Consider the following 20,859-nt stretch of genomic DNA (forward strand, 5'->3'; position numbering starts at 1 on the left):
AGCGGAGTGCTACACACGGGCTTCCCGGCCCCGAGGTCCCATGCCCACCGCGACCGCCTCCCCGACGCTGACGACCCGAGAGCTCAACCGCGCCACGCTCGCGCGCCAGTTGCTGTTGGAGCGGGAGCAGCTTCCCGTCCTTCGCGCTGTGGAGCGACTGGTGGCGCTCCAGGCCCAGCAGGCGAAGCCGCCCTTCGTCGGCCTCTGGTCCCGCGTCGAGGGCTTCCGGCGAGACGACCTGACGCGGCTCCTCCAGAAGCGCGACGTCGTCCGCGCCACGCTGATGCGCGGCACGCTGCACCTCGCGAGCGCGAAGGACTACCTGAAGCTGCGTGTCGCCTTCAGCCCGCTGCTGGAGGCCTCGGTGCACTCGGTGCTCCGCGAGCGCGCGAAGGGCCTGGACATCGAGCCCCTCGTCCTCGCCGCGCGCGAGTACCTGGAGGAGGAGCCCCGCACCTTCGAGGAGGTGAGAGACCACCTGCTGGAGCGCTACCCGAAGGCAGACGAGCGGGCCATGGGCTTCCTCGTGCGCATGTACCTGCCACTCGTCCAGGTCCCCACGGATGCGGAGTGGGGCTTCCCGCCCGCGACGGACTTCGCGCTCGCGGAGTCCTGGCTGGGCGAGCCGCTGGGCAACGGCGCGGCGCTGGACACGCTCGTGCTGCGCTACCTGTCTGCCTTCGGCCCCGCCACCGTGGGCGACGTGCAGACGTGGACGGGCCTCAAGGGGCTGAAGGACGTGCTGGCGTCGCTGAAGCCGAAGCTGCGCACCTTCCGCGACGAGAAGGGCCGCGAGCTGTTCGACCTGCCCAAGGCGCCCCGCCCGCCGGAGGACACCCCCGCGCCCCCGCGCTTCCTTCCCGAGTTCGACAGCCTCGTGCTCGGCCATGACGACCGCGCGCGACTGGTGGCGGATGCGCATCGCCCGCGGCTCATCACGAAGAACCTGCGCATTCCCGCCACGTTCCTGGTGGACGGCTTCGTCACCGGCACGTGGAAGGTGGAGCGCAAGAAGACCACCGCGGCCCTCCTCGTCGAGCCCTTCGAGCCGCTGACGAAGAAGACGCGAGACGCGCTGACCGGGGAGGGGGAGGGACTGCTCCGCTTCGTCGAACCAGAGGCCCGGGCGTTCGAGGTCCGTTTCGCCTGACTGGCCGGCGGGCCTCGGGCCATGTGTCCGGGATTGTTGAGCATTCCCTCGAGACCATTGCGGCCTGTCAGGGTCGGGGCTAGTTATGCCGCGAAACGCCGAGTCCCGCCGTCAGCGGGAGCGGGGGACCCAGGTTCGTTGGGGCGAGTCGCTCGCAAGCGAGCGTAGGGCAGGTTCCTCAGCCCGAGTCCGTCAGCTAACCCCGCAGGCGTCGAGGTGAACACGATGTCTTCCGACCCCAGCAGTCACGGGCCGGGCTCGCCAACGTCCGCGGGCTCGGCCGCTCCAGTTTCTCCTCCGTCTTCCCCTGGACACCGTGCTCATGGCGCGGGCCCCGAGCCGCTCGCCCGGTTGGCCCCACTGGCCCTGGGCGCGCTCGGCATCGTCTACGGCGATATCGGCACCAGCCCGCTGTACGCGCTACGCGACTGCTTCAGCGGCGAGCACGGCATCACTCCGACTCCGGCGAACGTGCTGGGCGTGCTCAGCCTGGTCTTCTGGAGCCTCATCATCGTCATCTCCGTGAAGTACCTCGGCTTCGTGATGCGGGCCGACAACCGCGGCGAGGGCGGCATCCTCGCCCTGCTGGCGCTGGTGGTGCAGCGCGGAGGGCGCGAGGGCAGCGGAGCCCGGCGCATGGTGCTGCTGACGCTCGGCCTCTTCGGCGCCGCGCTGCTCTACGGCGACGGCGTCATCACCCCGGCCGTCTCCGTGCTCTCCGCCGTGGAGGGACTGAGCGTGGCCACGCCGCTCTTCACGCCGTACGTGGTGCCCATCGCCCTGGTCATCCTGCTCGCGCTCTTCCTCGTGCAGCGCAAGGGCACGGGCGGCATCGGCCGCGTGTTCGGCCCGCTGATGGTGGTGTGGTTCACCATCATCGCGGTGCTGGGCCTCCACGAGATGTCGGGCAACCTCTCGGTGCTGCAGGCCGTGCTGCCCACGCACGCGGTTCGCTTCTTCGTGCACAACGGCTGGCACGGCTTCCTGGTGCTGGGCGCGGTGTTCCTCGTCGTCACCGGTGGCGAGGCGCTGTACGCGGACATGGGCCACTTCGGCTACCGGCCCATCCGCCTGGCGTGGTTCGCGCTGGTGCTGCCGGCGCTGCTGCTCAACTACTTCGGACAGGGCGCGCTGCTGCTCAGGGACCCGTCCGCCGCGACCAACCCCTTCTTCCACCTGGCCCCGGACTGGGCCCTCTACCCGCTGGTGGCGCTGGCCACGGCCGCCACCGTCATCGCCTCCCAGGCGCTCATCTCCGGCGTCTTCAGCCTCACGCGGCAGGCCATCCAGCTCGGCTACTGGCCCCGGCTCGAGGTGGTGCACACCTCCGCCGAGGAGCAGGGGCAGATCTACCTGCCGGGCGTGAACATCGCGCTGCTGCTGGGCGTGATGCTGGTGGTGCTGGGCTTCCGCTCCTCCACCGCCCTCACGGCCGCGTACGGTATCGCCGTGACGGCCACCATGGCCGTCACCACGTGTCTCGCCTACGTCGTCGCGCGCGAGCGCTGGGGCATGCGGCGCTCCGTCCTGGTGCCGCTGGCGAGCGTCTTCCTCGCGGTGGACCTGGCCTTCTTCGGCGCCAACTTCATCAAGGTGGCCCACGGTGGCTGGCTGCCGCTGACGATGGGCGTCATCCTCTTCACCCTGATGACGACGTGGAAGCGCGGCCGCGAGCTGCTGGGGCAGAAGCTGCGCGCGTCGTCGCTCGGGCTGAGGGACTTGCTGGAGAGCTTCGGCGACAACGCGCCCCACCGGGTGCCGGGCACGGCCATCTTCATGACGGGCAACCCGGAGATTGCCCCCAGCGCGATGCTGCACAACCTGAAGCACAACAAGGTGCTTCACGAGCAGACGCTGCTGCTCACCATCTCCACCGAGGACGTGCCGCACGTCCCGTCCGCGGAGCGGGTGACGGTGGAGAACCTGCCCATGGGGATGCGCCGCATCACCGCGCGCTACGGCTTCATGGATGACCCGTCCATTCCAGACATCCTCAAGCGCTGCCGCGAGGCGGGCCTGCCCTTCAACGTGATGAGCACCAGCTTCTTCCTCGGCCGCGAGACGCTCATCGTCAGCAGGAACCCGGGCATGGCGCGCTGGCGCGAGGCGGTCTTCGTCTGGATGAGCCGCAACGCCCGCTCGGCCACCGCCTTCTTCCGCATTCCGCCCAACCGCGTGGTGGAACTGGGCGCCCAGGTGGAGCTGTAGCCAGGCGCAGCGAGGTGGCGGCACGGATTGCCCGCCACCTCGCACGGCCTTCACGGCGTCAGCGCGCCTTGCGGACCTTCACGCGCATGTAGCGGCCGTCTTCCTTCTCCTTGACGACCTCGATGATGGTGCCCGTGGGCGGCACCTGCACGCCCAGCCAGTACGTCTCTTCGAACCAGTACGGGTTCAGGTCATTGAAGACGGGCTCGGCCGGCAGCGACGGTACGTCCACGCGCGGGCCCCACGGCGTCTTGAGCGACAGGGGCTGCGTGGGGCTCAGGCCGAACGTCGCGTCGCGCACCTGGATGAAGGTGTCCCAGTACCAGCCGTCACCGTCGAGCCGCGGCACCGGACGCGCGTCCACCGGCAGGATGCGGCCCTGGCCCGGGTGCACGCTGGTCTGGTTGTTCTTGAACCGGGTGTTCCAGTACGTGATGAGCAGGCCCGGCTCGTAGGGGTAGTGCTCGACGTAGTTGTAGAGCCCGAGGTCCCCATACGGGTACTGGTAGGGGCCCGTCTCCAGGCCCTCGTCGTAGAGGCGGTACTGCCGGTACTCGGCCAGGTAGTAGTGGTCGATGTAGATGTGCTGGCCGTCGTGCTGCTGGAAGCCGGAGAGCGTCCAGCCGTTGGGCGTCTTCTCCGCGCCGTCGGAGAACACCGTGCGCCCATTCGCGGTGATGGTCAGCGCGTCCACCTGGAAGCCCGGGCGGATTTCGGCGCCGTCCGTCCAGTAGCGCAGGCGGAGCTGGATGGTGCGGCCCGCGTACGGCGTCAGGTCGAAGGTGACGGGAATCCAGCCGCCGGACGCGCCGGTGATGCCGTTGCCGAAGTTCTGGGCGTTGGGGTCGGTGTTGGTGGTGATGGTGCTGGGGAGGTTCTCGAAGCGCTCGCCGTCCGTGGAGACGGAGACGTAGGCGTAGTCCCAGTCCTGCTCGATGTCGAACCACGTCTGGAACTGGAGCGAGATGGTGCGGGCGGACGGCAGGCGCACCGTGCGCACCATGGAGCGGTCCAGGTTGTCACCGTCGCCGCTGTACCAGGTGTGCTGGCCCGCGTACGGCGGCGTCGTCGGGTGGTCGTCCACCTGGGGCGGCAGGGTGACGAGCAGCGCCTGCGCGTCCTGGGTGTTGAACTCCGCGGGGCCCAGCTTGTGGCTGGAGCGCTCGCCGGCCTTCGCGTCGTCATAGTTCAGCCAGCCGAGCTGCAGCTTGTCCCACGCCCACAAGTCACCCGGGCGCGTGCCGGTGTCCTCCGTTCCCCGTCCCAGATACGAGCCGTGGGCCATGATGCTCCAGAAGGCCGCATCCGTCCCGTAGCCCGAGGCGGTGTCGTAGTGGTCCGGCAGCCCGAGGTCATGGCCGAACTCGTGGGCGAACACGCCCAGCCCGCCATTCTCCGGCTGCATCGTGTAGTCGCCCACCCACTTGTCCACGGGGCCGAAGCGGGTGCCGCCGTTGGGGTTGTACGCGGGGCCGCTGCCACCCGTGCCGTCGCCCGTGGAGAAGGCGAAGGCGCGGTGGCTCCAGACGGCGTTCTGCCCCTGCGCGCCGCCGCCCGTCTCCTCGCCCTCGCCGGCGTGGACGATCTGGAAGTGGTCGATGTACCCATCCGGCTCGTCGAAGTTGCCGTCGTGGTCGTAGTCGTACCGGTCCCACGTGTCGAAGGTGTCCAGGTACGCCTTGATCTGCTCCGGCGTCTTCCCCGCGGCGAGCTGGCTGTCCGTCCAGGCGTTGACGGCGTCACTGACGAGGTACCAGAGGCCGGTGCTGGTGCAGATGTTGCGGCCGCACAGGTTGTGGCCGTAGCGCGCGCTGTTGTACGGGACGCGCACCCAGTCGTGCACGGTGCCGTTCACCGTGTACCGGCCGGAAGACTGGGTCCGGTAGTAGGTGGCCACCGAGTCCACGCCCGGGCCCGTGGCGAAGTAGAGCTGCTCGTAGTGCGCGCGGTCGTAGTCCGCCTGCCAGATGGTGGTGTTGTCGACGGCGCGGTCCGGCTGCACCAGCTGGTTGTGGAGCGGCCCCGGAACGTCACCGCCGGGGTTGGTCTGCGGGTTGCCGTAGACGGGGTGGACCTGGTCACCGAACTCGGCGAGGACGACGAAGATGCGGTCCGTGCGCTCCAGCTCCAGCTCCACGTAGCGGCCCTTCGACACCTCGTGGACGCGGCCCTTCGCGCGGCCCTCCACCTTGTCCTTGAGGGCCTCTGCCCGCAGCTGCCGCTGCCGCTCACCCTGCGCGTGGGGCACGTCGTCCGACTCGCCCCGGCGGGTGAGGGCCACCGGCCCGGGGGTGGTGTCCTGTTCCTCGTACGGGTTCTTCGCCCAGGCGGAGGGCGACACCGAGAGGGCCACGAGGCCCCACTTCAGCCACTGCGTTCCAGACTTCATTGTCGGGATGCTCACCTGGCGGTGCCGGCCGGCCCTGCGTGCTCACGGCTTCCGCTGGGGCAGCAACATAACCCGATGCTCAAACATATATGCAACCGTGTTGTAACGGGTGCGGAGATACACCCCGCAGCGCAACGATTTCTGGAGGCCGTGCGACCTGGCGCGGCGGGGTCCGTTCAATACGAAGGCCCGCCGCGAACACGGAAGAGGGCCGTGTCCACGGCGGGCCCTGGGCCCGCGTCAGCTCAGTCGCGCGTCACTGCGGCGCGGGGGCGGACACCTTCTTCGCGGGCGGCTGGTACTTCATGCCCAGCTCGTTGAAGACGAAGGAGTAGACGTCCACCTCCTCCTCGATGCGGGCGTTGAGCGGGGTGCCGGAGCCGTGGCCCGTCTCCGCGTTGGCGCGCAGGAGGATGGGCGTCTTGGCGCCATTGGCCTCCTGCATCCGGGCCACCATCTTCCGCGAGTGGAACGGGTCCACGCGCGGGTCATTGGCGCCGGAGGTGAAGATCACCGACGGGTACTTCGTCCCGTCCTTCACGTTGTGCAGCGGCGAGTACGCGCGCAGCGCCTTGAACTGCTCCGGGTCCTTCACCGTGCCGTACTCGGTGATGTTGAACTGGCCGTTGGGCGTGAGCTCCACCCGCAGCATGTCGTAGATGCCCACGCGGGCCACGACGGCGCCGTACATCTCCGGGTGCTGCGTCACGGCCGCGCCCATCAGCAGGCCGCCGTTGCTGCCGCCCTGGATGGCCAGCTTCTTCGGCTGCGTGTACTTCTGGTCCACCAGCAGCTTCGCGCAGGCATAGAAGTCGTCGAAGACGTTCTGCTTGTGCGTCAGCGAGCCTTCCGCGTGCCACTTCTCGCCGAACTCCGAGCCGCCGCGCAGGTTCGCAATCGCATACACGCCGCCCTGCTCCAGCCACAGGCCCGTCAGCACGCTGTAGCCCGGGCTGATGGAGATGTTGAAGCCGCCGTAGCCCGTGAGCAGCGCCGGGTTCTTCCCGGTCAGCTTCGTGCCCTTCTTCTTCAGGATGGTGAGCGGCACCTTGGTGCCGTCCTTGGACGTGGCCTCGGTGCGCACCACCTCCACGTCGCTCAGGTCCATGGGCGAGGTGCGCGCCAGCGCCGTCTTCGTCACCTTGTTGTCCTTGGCCGAGTACCGGTACCAGGCCATGGGCTGCACGAAGCTGACGTTGACGAACAGCACGTCGTCCCCGTCGCCCGCGGCCACCAGCCCGCCCACCGACGACACCGGCAGCGTGGGCACCAGGCCCAGCGACTGGCCCTTCAGGTCCACCATGCGCACCTGCGAGGGGCCGCCGAGCTGCTCATTCACATACAGCCGGGACTTCGCCGGGAAGATGCCCTGGATGCTGGCCTCGCCCTCGGGGACGAGCACCGTCGCCTTGTCCAGCGTGGGCGTGGCCAGCGGCAGCCGCAGCACCTTGCCGCGCGGCGCGTCCTTGCGGCTGACGAGGTACAGCGCGTCGTCATGGCCGAAGACGGCGCGGATGACCTTGTCCTCGAACTTCGACACCTGCGCCCACTGACCGGACGGGCCGCGCAGGTACACCATGAACTCGCCACCGTCGCCGTTGGCGACCACGGCGACCGTGTGCTTGCCGTCCTCGGACGTCTCCAGCTCCGTCATCGCGATGCGCGGGAAGTCCTTGCCCAGCGCGTAGGTGTCCTTCTCCGTCGGCGTGCCGAGCTGGTGGAAGTAGACCTGCTGGAAGAAGTCGCGGTCCGCCGCGGGGCGCTCCTCGCCGCGCGGGTAGCGCGTGTAGAAGTAGCCCGTGCCGTCCGCGTTCCACGCGAGGCTGCCGCCCGCGGTGCCGCCATTCACGTGCGGCACCAGCTCGTTGGGCATCGCCTTGCCGGTGGCCACGTCGTAGATGGTGACGTCACCGCTCTCGGTGCCGCCCTTCGACATGGAGACGGCCACCTTCTTGCCGTCCCGCGTGGGGACGAACCAGTCGATGGTGGTGTGGCCGGACGGGTCCACCACCATGGGGTCCACGAGCACGCGCTCCTTGGACGTGTCATCCACCGAGCCCAGCACCACCAGGAAGCCCTGCTGCTTTGGCGGCTGCGACTTGAAGGCGAAGAGGGTGCCACCCTCCTCCTGGAGCCCGCCGTAGCCCGGGGACTTCCAGGAGAGCAGCTCGGTGACGCGCTGGCGCAGACCCTCGCGCCCGGGGAGCTTGTCCAGCATGCCGCGCGTGTACGCGTTCTGCGCGTCGGTCCACTGCTTCACGCTCGCTTCGGACGAGGCCTCCAGCCACTGGTAGGCGTCCTTCACCTCCGTGCCGTGGTAGGTGTCCACCTTCTCCTGCTTCGCCGTCGCGGGGGTCTTCGCGGCGCCCTTGGGGGCAGCGGAGACGGCCAGTGGCAGCATCAGCGCCGCCGCCGTCAATGCGCTCTTCAGTTTCACGGTTCACCTCGTGGGTGGGGAAGTCGCGCGCAGCCTGCCACGTCCTCCACGCCCGGGTGCACCTTCCCCGTCATGGGAATGCCGCCGCCGCCCGGATGTTCGGGTGCGCCCCGAGCGTCCAGGCGAAGGGAATGCGGCGCGTCACCCCGTGAATCCCGGTGCACCGGAGGTCCGGGTGACTCAGTGCAGGGGCAGCTCCACGAGCGCCGCCGCGAAGCGGTCGAAGGCCTCGCTGGAGGGCAGGGCGGTGCCCTCGTCCATGTTGCCCAGCATCAGCGCGAAGACGACGCGCGGGTGCTGGGAGTCACCGGGGCGGTCCACCACGCCCACGAAGCAGCGCTGTCCGGAGAGGGTGCCCGTCTTCGCGCGGATGTGGCCGGCGGTGCGCGGCGTGACGGGGCGGGTGGCGAGCGTGCCGTCCTGGCCCGCCACGGGCAGACTGTCCACCAGTGCACTTCCATACGGCTCGCGCAGGCTGGTGAAGAGGACGCGCACCATGCCGCGCGCGGTGGCCATGTTGTAGCGGGACAGCCCGCTGCCATCCACCGGGCGCAAGTCGCGCAGGGGGATGCCTCGGCGGGTGAGCTCGTCGGCCATGGCGGAGCGCAGGGCGGTATACGACTCCGCGCCGGTGCGCTCGCGGGTGAAGCGCAGGCCCAGCCGCTCCGCGTAGAGGTTGAGGGACTCCTTGTTGGTGGCCTTCACCAGCTCCGACAGGGGCGGGCTGACGAGGGTGACGAGCGGCTCGGGCACGGGCGGGCGCAGCGGGGCGGGGGCCTCCAGCGTCATCGGCAGCCGCGGCACGCCGCGCTGGAGCAGGGCCTCCTCCACGCACGCGGAGAAGAGGACCTGCGGCTCGTCCACCGCGAGCTTCACGGTGGCGGTGCGCGGGCACTGGTTGGCGGGAGAGCGCCACACGCAGCGCACGCCCGGGCCGCCGCGCTGGCGCACGCAGGAGAGGTTGGCGCGCTCGGCGTTCATGTCCACGCTGACGACAGCGGGCAGCGACGCGAAGGCGGGTGTGAGCTGCACAGTGGGCGGCTGCGCGCAGTCCGCGCCGTCCGCGCGCGACAGCGACAGGTCCACCACGTTCTCCCGGAAGACGAAGGCGGTGGGCGCGGCGCTGTACGCGTACGCGGCGTCGTCCCAGGCCCAGCCCGGGCCGAAGGGGAGGTCCGCGTCGTCGGTGCCGCGCACGCGCACCTGCCCGCGCCACTGGCGGATGCCGCGCGCCTGCATGGCGTCCGCCACCTGCTCACACGCCAGCGCCGTCTCCGGGAAGCGCCACGAGCCCAGCGATGGGTCTCCCGACGCCTCCACCACGACGTCTCCCAGGAAGAGGCCGTCCACCTGGCTGCCCTCCAGGGACACGGGTGTCTGGTAGCGGAAGTCGGGGCCCAGGGCGGACAGCACGGACGCGGTGGAGACCACCTTCATGGTGGACGCGGGCAGCAGGCGCATGTGCTCGCGGTGGTGGAAGAGGGGCTCACCCGTCTGCGCGTCCACCACGTAGGCGCTCGCCAGGGCGCCCTCGTCCTCCAGGGTGCCGAACAGGGACTGCGCGAGCGATGGGAAGGTGGGCCCCTCCGGACGCTTCGCGCGGAAGCACCCGACGAGCGAGAGGGAGGCCAGCAGCAGCGGGACGAGGAGGGCGCGGCGCATGAAGCCGGCCACGCTATCGCCGTGGCCTCACGGTGTCATGCAACGCCGCGCGCGGGGACGGGGCGCCGTCCGGGGTCGGCCGTTCGGTATGCGACCCACCGGCATGGTTTTCATGCGGCTTCCCCTGGAGAAGCGCGGGTGGCCGTTAGAGTTCAGGCTGCCATGTCCGACTCGCGGAAGCCCACCTCTCCGAGCAGCCCTTCGCTTGACACCTCCATCGCGGCGGACGTTGCCGCGATCGGCCGCATCGACGCGGTGAAGACAGTGCTTCGGCTGCTCCTGGAGACCACGGGGCTCCGGCTGGGGGTGGTGGCGCGTGTCACGGCCGACTCCTGGACCTGCTGCGCGGTGCTGGACGAGGTGAACTTCGGGCTGCACCCCGGTGACACGCTGGAAGTCGCCACGACATTTTGAAGCACCGTTCGCGGCGCGGTCGCGCCGCTCCTCATCAGGCAGGCGAGCACGGACCCCCGGTTCACGACCCATCCGGCGCCGAAGCTCTACGGCGTCGAGAGCTATATCGCCGTGCCGCTGCACCGGAAGGACGGTTCATTCTTTGGCGTGCTGTGCGCGCTGGACCCGCTCCCGGCCAACCTGTCCGAGGACAAGCTGGAGGTCTTCCGTCACCTCGGGGACCTGGTCGGCCATCAGCTCGAGCAGGAGGACGAGCTGGGGCGGAGGGATGCCCAGCTCCTCGGCGCGCACGAGGCCGCGCAGCTTCGTGAGCAGCTCATTGGCATCGTGAGCCATGACCTGCGCAACCCGCTCAACGCCATCACCCTGACTGCCGCCACGCTGATTCGCCGCACGGACCTGGATGACCGGGCGCGCCGCGGCCTCAGCCGCATCCTGGAGTCCGCGGACCGGGCCAACCGGCTCATCCGCGACCTGCTCGACTTCACCCAGGCCCGCATGGGCAAGCCGCTTCCCGTGAACCCCCAGTCCGTGGACCTCCATGCCCTGACGCAGCAGGTGGTGGACGAGGTGGGGTTGGCCACGCCCGGGCGCCGGCTGGACGTGGTGTGCGAGGGTGATGCGCGCGGCACGTGGGACCCGGACCGCATCGCCCAGGTCCTCACGAACCTGCTCACCAATGCCTTGCAGTACAGCCCTGCCGGGACGCCCATCCGGGTGAAGACGGAAGGGCAGGGCGGCAAGGTCGTCCTCTCCGTGTGCAACGAGGGCCCGCCCATTCCCGCGCAGGTGCTGCCGGGCCTGTTCGAGCCGATGACCCGAGGCTCCCGGGAGGGCGGCGAGCGCCGCAGCATCGGCCTGGGGCTCTACATCGTGGACCAGATTGTCCGCGCCCACGCAGGCAGCGTGGAGGTGGTGTCCACGGAAGGGGTGGGCACGACGTTCCGCGTCCGCCTGCCCCGCGGCACGGAGTGAGCCTCGGCCAGGAGTGCGGCGTCAGGCATGTGGCGTGCCCACCATGAAGTCGAGCACCCGCTCCCACACTTCGTGGAACTGCTCCTCCCGGAAGTGGGAGCCGGACTTGAACCAGCTGATGTATTGCTCGGGCTGGTCGAAGTGGCCCATCACGTCGAGATGGTCGGAGGCCACGACGTGGATGAGCCGTCCCCAGACCTGTGAGCGGCTCGGGACGATGCCGTCGCTCCAGGCCTCGAACTTCCTGCCGAAGGCCTCCCGCAGCGCCCGGGTCTGCTCCTCCGTGCGCTCGGGAATGTGCAGCTCTGGAGACAGTGGCGTGCTCATTCGATACAGGGCGGAGAAGATGCCGTAGATGAGCGAGTCCGGAGGCAACAGCATGCGGGGCGACAGCCGGCGCAGCAGGGTAGGCGGCGGTGCCCCGGTGATGATGGAGCCGTAGCGGATGCCCTCCCTGTCTGGCGTGTCCTGGTTGAACGTCCGCACCCGGCCCGGCGTGAGGTCGTAGATGAGCGCCTGGTTCTCTCCAATCTGGTCGAAGTACCGCAGGAGCCCTTCGCGCTCACCCTCGGAGAGGTCCGCCAGCAGCCTGGCAATCTCATTGAAGAGGTTGGGCGGGACGCCGGCCTGTTCGCCCAGACGGACGAGCCGGTAGAGCGCCTGGAGCACGGCGGTCCTGAGGGGCATCGCCTTGCGGTGCAGGGCGAGGAAGGTGAAGAGCCACAGGTAGCGCAGCAGCGTCTTCCCCACGTCGCCCTGGTGGAAGAAGCTCGCCAGCGGGGTGCCGTGATGCGGGGTGGAAATCGTCAGCACCGAGCGCACGCGCTTCACGAAGGCAGGCGCCTCCGAGGCCATGCGGAGCGAGACGACGCCTCTCGCGTCCAGCCCGCCCGTGGAGTGCCCCACGAGGTGGATGTCCGCGCCGTCCTCCGTCTCCGTCTTCGCCATCTCCTGGAGCACGGTGCGGGCACGCGCTTCGAGCCCGGAAGTGGGCGACGAGGCCAGCGCATGGACCTCCGCGTCGAGGTTGCGGGCCTTGAACCGCTGCTGGAGCAACTCGGGGACGTGCTGGAAGTAGGCGATTCGCTCCGCTTCCGCGTCGCCCAACTGGGTGAAGCCGAAGAAGCCGGGGACAAGGTAGACGCGGTGCCTTGTGGCCATGAAGCCAGTCTAGCTTTGCAAGCGCACGGCGGAGCGGCGTGGCGGCTTCGTGTCTGGCTTCTGCCAGCAACCTGACGGGTGTCTCGGACCGCGGGTCCTATCGCGGAGACCCGGTGGCGCGTGTGGGGCTCAACCGCCGAGGCGGACCTTCTCGGGCCATACCTGGAGCCGCTCGAAGAGCTTGGCGAAGGTCTCACGGGAGACATTCAGGCGTTCGAGCCAGAGGCGGAAGTACCGGTCGAGCGCCTCGCGCCGGGGATGCGTCCGCTCGTGGTGCAGCAGGAAGTCCTTGTAGTTCTGCACCTTGTCCGCGCGCAGCATGTCGGCCACGTCCGGCAGCGGTCCGAGCGCGATTTCGTCGGTCGAAGCCACCTCGCGGTGGGACAGATACGCGTTGGCGATGTTGCGGTACTCCATGGCGAGCGCGAGCACCTGGGGCGAGTCGGTGACCTCGTGGAGGCGGGGGAAGCTCTCCGCGAGGTCCTCGTCGCTCTGCACGAGCGGGTGGAGGCACCACGCGCGTCTCGCGGCGTCGCTGGCCTCGAAGTGCCGCAGCACGCCGAGCCCCTCGTCGATGTGGCTCATGTAGTCGACGCCGCTGCGCGCCGCCCTGCGGGAGCCGTAGTGGCGCTCGATGGCGCGGTACTCCCGCGTCGTCGTGAAGCGTCCCGAGACGACGTAGGGCACTCCTCGCTTGGTGAAGTACGCCTCCAGGTTGCAGTCGGGGGCCGTGACGAAGGGGAGGTCGGTCGCCGCGAGGTAGCGGGAAAGGTGCCCCCGACCCCGGTGGGGAGCCAGCACGTAGACGGACTGGCGGAGGGTCCCCTCGGAGTCACGGGTGGTCGTGCGGGCGCCCCAGGTCGCGCCGTGCTCATCGGTGAGGGGCGTGACGGCGCCCGTCCAGGTGTAGCCGTCCATGAGCCCCTGCACGGCGCGACGCTCGAAGTAGCGCGAAGCCCCCTCGAAGTCGGGCGCGTCCATGTCGAAGCGGGTGGCGCTGGCGGTCATGCGCGCAGCGTATGTCATTGGGTGAGCGAATCCGTCCATGACGCACACGGACCTCTCACCTGGGAACGGGCCGGCAGCGCATCCTCTCGGTGCTGGAGGGGAGGACGGTCATGGGCGCGAACCAACTCGTTGGGCTCGCATTGCTCACGGTCCTGCTGGCGGGGCCGGCCGGCGCGGACGAGGACGTGCCCGACCTCCAGTGGAGGCGGTTCGAGCTTCGCCTGGACGGCTACATCCGCGCCGGGCTCGGCACCAGCCGGAGCGGGGCGACGCAGGCCGCCTTCGCGGCGCCAGGGGCCCGGGCCAAGTACCGGCTCGGCAACGAGCCGGAGACGTACTTCGAGCTGGGCGCGGATGGGCGCTACCGCCTCGGTGACACCCCGGACACACCCACCATCCAGGGCTACTTCCTGACCGCAGGCTACGCGCCCATGGGGCGGAGCTTCGAGCTGGGGATAAATGACATCGTTCAGGCGTACTTCGCGTTCGACAACTTCTGGCCGGGGTTCCGGGTGTGGCTCGGGCGGCGCTACTACGAACGCAAGGACATCCACCTGAATGACTACTTCTGGCTCAACCCCGGACAGGGCGCGCACGCCGGCCTCGGGCTGGACAGGCGTCTGAAGGGAGGCAGCGAGCTGAAGGCCGTGGTGTTCCGGCTGGAGGACTCGGAGGCGCCGGAGGGCGGAGTGCTCAACAGCACCACGCTGGACCTGCGCCTCGCGGGGCTCCGAACGAACTCGAGTGGCGTCCTCACTCTCTGGGGGCAGTACGCCCTCCGGCACCGGAATACCTCTGCGTCATTCCCGGAGCGCAACGGCTTTGGCCTCGGGTTCTGGCATGACCAGGACCGGGTGTTCGGACTCGACAAGGTCAAGGACACGGTGGCAGTGCTGTACCGGCACGGCGCCGCGCTGACCCAGGGCCCCACCAACGCCCGCCCCGTCCGGGAGGACCAGGGCTATGGCCTGGAGCGAGCGCGCGCCTGGGAAATCAACAACAGCCTTCTGCTGGAGCCGCGGACCTCGTGGTCCCTTCAATGGGGGCTGGTGCTGCGCTGGGAGGACCGCGGGCTGGGCGAGGACGACACGGTGCGCTGGTTCAGCACGGGCGTGCGGCCGCTGTACTACGTGACTGACTTCGTGCACGTGGGCTTCGAGCTTGGCTACGACCACGTGGACAACGAACCGCTCGCCAGGAGCGGTGGACTCACCAAGGCCACCGCGCTGCTCCAGCTCTCCCGGGGCCGGGGCTACTTCACCCGGCCGGTGCTGCGGCTGTTCGCGACGGGCGCCTGGTGGAGCAGCGCGTTCCGCGGGCTCATCGGCGTCACGCCGGATGGTGCTCCGTATGGCAATGGCACCTGGGGCTGGACGGTGGGCTCCCAGCTGGAAGCGTGGTGGTAGGCTCAGTCACAGCGGGGAAGCACTGGCGGCACGAGCAGCACGGCCAGGTTGTCCCGCCAGCAGTTCCCGGTGCCGGTGCCATTCCACAGCAGGTCGGCGCCGGGCGGCTGCGCGGGCGCGGTGCCGTTGCCCAGGGCCACGTTGCGCTGGATGCGCGTGTCCCTCGGGAAGGGATTGAAGCCGAGCGCGTCACACTCGGGTGAACCGGGCTCCAGCCCGATGGCGCTGCACGAGTCCACGAGCGCGATGCCCACGGTGTCATTGTTCCAGACCCAGTTGTTCTCGATGCGGTTGCGCTCCCCGCCCACGGAAAGGATGCCGACGCCGGGAGGAATGATGCAGACCTCGTCACCGGGCTCGCACGTGTTGGGCCGGTTGTTGTCATACATCACGTTGTGCGCGATGCGGTTGTCCTGGCTGACGAGGATGTCCGCGCCCGGCTCGATGAACATCACCAGCCCGGCGGTGTTCTGGAACGCGACGTTGTGCTCGACCTGCACGCGGATGCTGCTCTCCACCTCGAAGCCATTGACGTTGTCGTAGGCCAGGTTGTGGTCCATCCGCACGTCATGGGACTGGCCCACGTAGATGCCGGTGTCGTTCGCGCCGGTCGCCACGCTCCGGACCACCCGGCCGGTGCCACAATGCGAGGGAAAGAGGCCATAGGCCGCGTTGTCGTGCGCGGCGACCGAGTCAATGAGCCAGTGGTCCACGCACAACATGAAGATGCCGTTCCTGTCGAAGCCCCTGATGGTGAAGCCCTCCACGAGCGACCCGTCGATGCGCTGGCGGCGCTGGCTCAAGCACTCGGCACCCGTAGCGCCGACGCGGGCCACGGCGATGCCGGTGTGCTGTCCGCCCGCGTTCTCCAGCACGACCGGCGCGCCCGGCCGGGGCTTCCCTATCAGCCGGATGTCGTCCTTGGAGATGACGACCGCGCACGTCCGGGCCGCGTTGGTGGGACAGGGGCGGCCGGGCTCACGGTAGAGGCCGGGAAGCACGAGCACGGTGTCGCCGGGCCTGGACCGGTCCACCGCCTCCTGGATGGACTCACCGGGATGGACGACGCGGGTGCGAGCGACGGCCGGGAGCGCACAGATGAGTGCGATGACGGCGCAGAGCCGGTGAACCGGGCGCATGGACCTTCTCCTGGGAGCGCGAAGACGCCGAGCTCCGGCCGCCATACTGCCCACGGGAATGAATGCGGAAAGCGGCTCGCGGGGCGGAGCGTGCAGGGGGTTCCAGACATAGACCCATGCCCCCGGGGCCGTCCGCACGACGGGCAGGCGGACACGACTTGGATGCGCTCTTGCGAGCACGTGTCACACGCGCCGCTCGCGGACTCCCTCTTCTGAAGGCACCTCGCTACGGGGCCCGCCGAAGGGGGAGTGACATGAATGGTTCGCGCCGCAGCGATGCGCCCGACGCACACAAAGCCGAATGCTGGCGGGTCACGAACCAGACGCATCACCGCTTGAAGATCCACGGCCACGACGGAGCCCTGCTGCTCCTCTCCCCCCTGGAGCGGGACAAGCCCGTCGATCTCGCGAGGCTGGAGCATTTGGAGCTGGAGAAGCATGCGCAGGCGGGTCTGGTCCTCCTCCAAGCCGAGCCAGGCCGGTGGATGTGCTGGCGCCTCTTCCTCCGAACACTCGCGCTGCGGATGGCTACGATCCTGATGGCTACGCTCCTGCTCGTCGGGGTCCCCATCTTGATCTTGGGGTTCAAGCTGGTGCCGCAGTCCGTCATCTCCTCGATAAAGCTGTTGTACATCGCCCCGGCGGTGCTGGTGGTGGTGCTGGTGCTGTCGCTCTTGTTGCGAGAAAAGAGCGCTGGGCAGGAGCAACGAAATTGGATCCGGCAGAAACGCGACACGTGTCTGCTCTTCGCGGTCGGGCTCGGAATACCGCTCCTCGTCATCTTCGCGTCGACGGACTTCATGACCCATCTACGCGACGTGCCCAAGGCCTTCAATGAGCCTGGCCCTGACCTGTCCGTCGTGGCAGGTCGCACCCTGCAGCTCATCTTCGTCGCCGTGCTGTCACTGCTGCCCGCGATGCTCTTCTACGCCTTCGACCGGGAGCACCAGGCAACGCTTCGGGACCGTTTCATCTTCCACATCCTCCGGTTCGACCCGTCGGTCCAGACCCGGCAGGACGTGATGGCGCGGTATGGCACCCGCATGGACGAGGCCTTCGGGCCCGAGCGACACCTGAGCTCCGCGGGCATCCTCCCTGCGCGGCGCTCACCGCTGATCGTGGCCTCGCTGGTGCTCAGCCTCGGCTGGACGCTCACGCTGCTCAATCTCGACAACCCTCCCCATCCCCAGGGACTGCCTGATGTGCTGTCACTCATCCAGCCCCAGCACACCACGTTCGCCTTCGGCTTCCTGGGCGCGTACTTCTATACGCTGCTCACGCTCTTCCGAAGCTACGCGCGCCGGGACCTCCAACCCAAGACGTACAGCCACATCGCGACCCGCGTCCTCACTGTCATGGTCCTGGCCTGGGTACTCGATGAGAGCTGGGCGATGATCCCTCCAGAGATGCTCCCCCAAGAGACGCGGCTCCACCCGCGGGCAGCTCTGCACACGCTCGCCTTCGTGACGGGCATCATCCCCGAGACGGGACTGGTCTTCATCACCGAGCTCATGCGCACCACATTCCGGAAGGCGAAGCGACTCCTTCCCGGCTCGAGCAGCAAGGTCGTTGATCCGCATGAGCCGCTCACCAACCTGGAGGGGATTGACCTCTATGACCGCGCCCGCCTGGAAGACGAAGGCGTCACCAACGTCGAGGGGCTCGCACACCATGATGTGATCGAGCTGCTGTTGCAGACCCGCATTCCGGCCCCCCGGCTCCTGGACTGGGTCGACCAGGCCATTCTCCACCTCCATGCCAACGTCGACCGGCTGCAGGGCGCCAAGGGTAGGTTGTGCCGGGCCTGTCCACCCCGTTCCAGCCGGCGTGGTGCGAGGCGTCCGAAATCCCAGATGTCGTCCCGGCTGCTCGAAAGCCTGCGCGAGTTCGGGATCCGCAAGGCCACCGACCTTGAACAATCGCTCGAACGCACTCGGAACGACAGAACCAGCCTCACCGCGGTCCTGAAGGAAAACCTGGACGACGCGGGCACGCTCCACCAGCTGCAGCTCCTGGTCTGCGTCATCGAGGATGAACAGTGGATGGAGAACCTGCGTGCGTGGGCCACGCGCCAGCCCCTCATGGAGCTCGAGGTCGACGCGTCCGGAAACCGCGCCCTGCATGATGCGCGGGAGTGGGAGCAGCGGGCCCGAGGTGCCCTGACATGCCTGTCTCCAGGGCGGGGCGTTCGTGCGTGCCAGGACTGGCACGTTCGGCTTCAGGCTCCGGGGCTTCGGGGAGCGCGCTGGCGCGTAAAGGCGTGAAACCCGGGCCGCGGTGGGCTCCGGGAGGGTGTGGCACCTTGCTTGCGATGGGAGGCGTCCATCACCCAAGGAGCCCCATCCCATGAGCAACCTGAAGCGTCCGCGTGTCTCCCTTGCTGTTCTTCCCTTCGCGATTCGCCACCGTGCGCTGGCGTTGAGCCTCGCCGCGCTTGCCACCGCTTGTGGAGCAGGTGACGCCGCGGAGTCGCCCGTGAAGGGTGCGTCACAGTCGCTCAGCTCACTGCCCGCGACGTGCCAGGACGTCAAGGCGGCCAACCCGCAGACTCCGGATGGCTTCGCCACGCTGTACGTGGGCGGGGATGTCGCCATGCCGTGGACCGCGTGGTGCCAGAACATGGCCGGCACGCCCTCCGAGTACCTCGCACTGGCGCGGACCGGCTCCGATACCAACTTCGCCCAGTACACCGCGGGAGGCTACTCGTCGGGCACCACCGCGCGGACCACGTATACGCGGCTGCGCATCGACCCCACCACGCTGCGGGTGAACACGGCGGACCAGGCGTTCTCCACCTCCGTCGGCGCCGTCAATCACGGGTCCACGCGGGTGACGGCCATGCCCTATGGCGTGGCCATGATGTGCAGCAACACCGGGCTGGCGCCGGCGAACCTCGACCTGCGGGGCACGCCGTTCGCGGTGGCCCCCGGCCAGTTCTCCGTCGGTGGCTCGAGCGCCAGGGGCAGCGCCGTGTACTCCGCATCCAACCAGGTGGTCAGCCTGTCTGGAGGCGGCTCCTGCGGCTGGGAGGCTCCCACGGGCAGCTTCAACCCCTTCAACCAGAGCGGCGCGCAGCTCCAGCTCCAGTACCGCGCCGCCAATCGGCCCGCGACCTGCCAGGACATCAAGGCCGCCAACCCGCAGGCGGTGGATGGCGAGTACACGCTCCACGTCGACCAGGACCCCCTCAAGCCCTGGAGCGCGTGGTGCCAGAACATGGCCGGCACGCCCTCCGAGTACCTCCTGCTGGTCCAAACGGGCACGTCCAACTACTCCCAGTACACGGCGGGCGGGAACTCCCCGGGCACCGACGTGCGGACCACGTATACGCGGCTGCGCCTCGACCCCGTCACCCTGCGGGTGAACACGGCGGACCAGACGTTCTCCACCTCTACCGGGGCGCTCCAGCACGGCGGCGATGAGCCGGTGACCTCCATGCCGTATGCCGCGGCCATGGGTTGCAGCAAGTGGGGCGTGGGCAATGTGGACCTGCGGGGCACGCCGTTCGCGGTGGCCGCCGGCCAGTTCATGATTGGCGGCCTCTCGACCGGCGGCTCGTCGCACGCATACGGCGCGGGGAACCAGGTGGTGGGCCTGTCGGCCTACGGCGGCTGCGGCTGGGTCGCTCCCCTCAACAGCTTCAACCCCTTCAACCAGAACGGCATGCCGCTGCTCCTGGTCTACTCCGGCGTCCTGTAGCGTTTCGGCCGTCATGATGCGCGGGCCCGGTGACCCGCGCATCGACGACTGCATTCCCATGCCGGTGATGGACGCTCACCCCTCCAGTTGAGGTGACGCGCGGCGAATCCGGGCGCCGAAGTCCTTCAGGCGCTCGACCACGTAGGCGGGACTGAGCAGCCCCTCGGGGTGATGGAGTCCCGGCGCCACGGGAGGGCCGCCCGCGAGGCCGAGCAGTCGCTCCACCGCGAGCGCCACGCCCCGCGCGCTCAGGCCCGAGTGCACGTCCGCGTCAGTGATTTCGTGGCGCACGCGCCCCGTCGTCCCGTCCTCACGCTCGCCCGTGAGCTCGATGATGACCTCGTGGGACACGCCCTGGCCGCTGGGGCTGCTCGCCGCTTCCCGCACCGCGAAGTCGAGCCGGACCGTCCGCGCGTCCGTCGCCGCGGCGAGGCTCACCACGTCGAGCAGCGGATAGGCCCGACCCCGCCACTTCGTCCCGTCCACGCCCACGAATTCACGTGTCGCGTCGTCTCCCTGCGCCCAGCGGAACTTCCCATCCTGGAGCAGCAGGGGATTCGGCACGGCCTTCGTCACGCGCTCCGTGTCGCCACGCGCCGCCGGTCCGCCCACGTCGTCCTCGTCGAAGACCGCGCTGATTTCAATGGCCTCGACGCGGCGGAACTCCCTGGCGAAGTGAAGCGTCGCCAGCGTCACCGTCCCGCCCAGGAAGTGGCCCAGCAGGAGCACGGGCGAGCGGGTGGGGTGCTGGATGTAGCGCGCCACCGCCGGCCCGATGTCGAACACGAAGTCCGAGAAGGAGACGTAGGGCACGCCCTTCGCCTGCGCATACTTCATGGAGTTGAGCGAGTCGTCCTTCAGCAGCACGACCACCGCGCTGAAGGCCGCCGACTCGGGGAGGCCCAGGTCCTGGCGCTCCAGGTTGATGGTCATCGCCTCCGCGCCACCCAACTCCCTGGCGAGGGACTGGGCCTTGCCCACGTCTCGCACGCCCAGGGTGATGGGCAGCTCCGGTTGGAGTCGGCGAAGCGTCTTCGCGGCCCGGCTGCCGACGACGCCGGAGCCTCCAATGATGAGGACGGGTTTCTGCGTGTTCGAGGACATGACGGTTACGCTCCTCTGGTCCCCTGGACCAGGGTTGTCTCTGCGGTGGGGAGGTGACGGTAGGAAGTCAGGGCGGCGGCAATGACAGACGTCGATGCCGCCTGCCG

The 20,859-nt window shown here is 69.1% G+C and carries 14 protein-coding genes and 1 riboswitch; of the genes, 7 read left to right on the forward strand and 7 right to left on the reverse strand.

The features are described from left to right. Window positions 1–40: 40 nt before the first annotated feature. Both G4D86_RS29580 and G4D86_RS29585 read left to right on the forward strand, forming a co-directional pair. Entirely contained in the window at window positions 41–1,150 is a 1,110-nt protein-coding gene (locus G4D86_RS29580) for a winged helix DNA-binding domain-containing protein (protein ID WP_163997419.1), read from the forward strand. Between the two features lie 86 nt (window positions 1,151–1,236). Beyond that, window positions 1,237–1,376: riboswitch (cyclic di-AMP (ydaO/yuaA leader) on the forward strand. Continuing rightward, a complete protein-coding gene (locus G4D86_RS29585; RefSeq protein WP_163997420.1) occupies window positions 1,376–3,358 on the forward strand; it encodes a potassium transporter Kup in 1,983 nt (660 codons plus the stop codon). (Overlaps the previous riboswitch by 1 nt.) 58 nt (window positions 3,359–3,416) lie before the next feature. Here G4D86_RS29585 and G4D86_RS29590 read toward each other — a convergent pair whose 3' ends face one another. The 3 genes from G4D86_RS29590 to dacB form a co-directional block, all read right to left on the reverse strand. Beyond that, a complete protein-coding gene (locus G4D86_RS29590) occupies window positions 3,417–5,747 on the reverse strand; it encodes an immune inhibitor A domain-containing protein (protein ID WP_163997421.1) in 2,331 nt (776 codons plus the stop codon). 256 nt (window positions 5,748–6,003) lie between these two features. Then, a complete protein-coding gene (locus tag G4D86_RS29595; protein WP_163997422.1) occupies window positions 6,004–8,184 on the reverse strand; it encodes a prolyl oligopeptidase family serine peptidase in 2,181 nt (726 codons plus the stop codon). A gap of 180 nt (window positions 8,185–8,364) precedes the next feature. Further along, window positions 8,365–9,846: a D-alanyl-D-alanine carboxypeptidase/D-alanyl-D-alanine endopeptidase gene (gene dacB, locus G4D86_RS29600; protein ID WP_163997423.1), complete on the reverse strand. Its 1,482-nt coding sequence runs from the start codon at window positions 9,844–9,846 to the stop codon at window positions 8,365–8,367. 162 nt (window positions 9,847–10,008) lie between these two features. Here dacB and G4D86_RS53150 point away from each other — a divergent pair, with 162 nt between their 5' ends. Both G4D86_RS53150 and G4D86_RS29605 read left to right on the forward strand, forming a co-directional pair. Continuing rightward, on the forward strand, window positions 10,009–10,260 hold the full coding sequence (locus G4D86_RS53150; RefSeq protein WP_240360536.1) for a hypothetical protein: 252 nt from the start codon (window positions 10,009–10,011) through the stop codon (window positions 10,258–10,260). A 33-nt stretch (window positions 10,261–10,293) separates the two neighbouring features. Next, complete coding sequence (locus G4D86_RS29605) at window positions 10,294–11,235, forward strand: GAF domain-containing sensor histidine kinase (RefSeq protein WP_240360548.1); 942 nt, start codon at window positions 10,294–10,296, stop codon at window positions 11,233–11,235. A 21-nt stretch (window positions 11,236–11,256) separates the two neighbouring features. On the opposite strand, the gene G4D86_RS29610 is transcribed toward G4D86_RS29605, so the two are convergent. Together G4D86_RS29610 and G4D86_RS29615 are read right to left on the reverse strand one after the other, a co-directional pair. Next, entirely contained in the window at window positions 11,257–12,396 is a 1,140-nt protein-coding gene (locus G4D86_RS29610; protein ID WP_163997424.1) for an esterase/lipase family protein, read from the reverse strand. 129 nt (window positions 12,397–12,525) lie between these two features. Continuing rightward, complete coding sequence (locus G4D86_RS29615) at window positions 12,526–13,422, reverse strand: hypothetical protein (protein ID WP_163997425.1); 897 nt, start codon at window positions 13,420–13,422, stop codon at window positions 12,526–12,528. A 92-nt stretch (window positions 13,423–13,514) separates the two neighbouring features. Here G4D86_RS29615 and G4D86_RS29620 point away from each other — a divergent pair, with 92 nt between their 5' ends. Continuing rightward, window positions 13,515–14,810: a carbohydrate porin gene (locus G4D86_RS29620; protein WP_163997426.1), complete on the forward strand. Its 1,296-nt coding sequence runs from the start codon at window positions 13,515–13,517 to the stop codon at window positions 14,808–14,810. A gap of 2 nt (window positions 14,811–14,812) precedes the next feature. Here G4D86_RS29620 and G4D86_RS29625 read toward each other — a convergent pair whose 3' ends face one another. Further along, a complete protein-coding gene (locus tag G4D86_RS29625) occupies window positions 14,813–15,949 on the reverse strand; it encodes a parallel beta-helix domain-containing protein (RefSeq protein ID WP_163997427.1) in 1,137 nt (378 codons plus the stop codon). 254 nt (window positions 15,950–16,203) lie between these two features. On the opposite strand from G4D86_RS29625, the gene G4D86_RS29630 reads away from it, so the two are divergent. Together G4D86_RS29630 and G4D86_RS29635 are read left to right on the forward strand one after the other, a co-directional pair. After that, window positions 16,204–18,213, forward strand: coding sequence for a hypothetical protein (locus tag G4D86_RS29630; protein WP_163997428.1), 2,010 nt, complete (start codon window positions 16,204–16,206; stop codon window positions 18,211–18,213). An 82-nt stretch (window positions 18,214–18,295) separates the two neighbouring features. After that, a complete protein-coding gene (locus tag G4D86_RS29635) occupies window positions 18,296–19,648 on the forward strand; it encodes a GON domain-containing protein (protein WP_163997429.1) in 1,353 nt (450 codons plus the stop codon). A gap of 75 nt (window positions 19,649–19,723) precedes the next feature. On the opposite strand, the gene G4D86_RS29640 is transcribed toward G4D86_RS29635, so the two are convergent. Further along, window positions 19,724–20,752: a Rossmann-fold NAD(P)-binding domain-containing protein gene (locus G4D86_RS29640; protein WP_163997430.1), complete on the reverse strand. Its 1,029-nt coding sequence runs from the start codon at window positions 20,750–20,752 to the stop codon at window positions 19,724–19,726. Between the last annotated feature and the right edge of the window lie 107 nt (window positions 20,753–20,859).

Source organism: Pyxidicoccus caerfyrddinensis, from assembly GCF_010894405.1.
In the GTDB taxonomy this organism is placed as follows: domain Bacteria; phylum Myxococcota; class Myxococcia; order Myxococcales; family Myxococcaceae; genus Myxococcus; species Myxococcus caerfyrddinensis.

Excerpts from the sequence above, each read along its gene's own strand:
- G4D86_RS29635 (WP_163997429.1), top strand. The coding sequence starts at position 18,296 with ATGAGCAACCTGAAGCGTCCGCGTGTCTCCCTTGCTGTTCTTCCCTTC.
- G4D86_RS29610 (WP_163997424.1), bottom strand. The coding sequence starts at position 12,396 with ATGGCCACAAGGCACCGCGTCTACCTTGTCCCCGGCTTCTTCGGCTTC.
- G4D86_RS29625 (WP_163997427.1), bottom strand. The coding sequence starts at position 15,949 with ATGCGCCCGGTTCACCGGCTCTGCGCCGTCATCGCACTCATCTGTGCG.
- G4D86_RS29630 (WP_163997428.1), top strand. The coding sequence starts at position 16,204 with ATGAATGGTTCGCGCCGCAGCGATGCGCCCGACGCACACAAAGCCGAA.
- G4D86_RS53150 (WP_240360536.1), top strand. The coding sequence starts at position 10,009 with ATGTCCGACTCGCGGAAGCCCACCTCTCCGAGCAGCCCTTCGCTTGAC.
- G4D86_RS29620 (WP_163997426.1), top strand. The coding sequence starts at position 13,515 with ATGGGCGCGAACCAACTCGTTGGGCTCGCATTGCTCACGGTCCTGCTG.
- dacB (WP_163997423.1), bottom strand. The coding sequence starts at position 9,846 with ATGCGCCGCGCCCTCCTCGTCCCGCTGCTGCTGGCCTCCCTCTCGCTC.
- G4D86_RS29580 (WP_163997419.1), top strand. The coding sequence starts at position 41 with ATGCCCACCGCGACCGCCTCCCCGACGCTGACGACCCGAGAGCTCAAC.
- G4D86_RS29585 (WP_163997420.1), top strand. The coding sequence starts at position 1,376 with ATGTCTTCCGACCCCAGCAGTCACGGGCCGGGCTCGCCAACGTCCGCG.
- G4D86_RS29615 (WP_163997425.1), bottom strand. The coding sequence starts at position 13,422 with ATGACATACGCTGCGCGCATGACCGCCAGCGCCACCCGCTTCGACATG.
- G4D86_RS29590 (WP_163997421.1), bottom strand. The coding sequence starts at position 5,747 with ATGAAGTCTGGAACGCAGTGGCTGAAGTGGGGCCTCGTGGCCCTCTCG.
- G4D86_RS29640 (WP_163997430.1), bottom strand. The coding sequence starts at position 20,752 with ATGTCCTCGAACACGCAGAAACCCGTCCTCATCATTGGAGGCTCCGGC.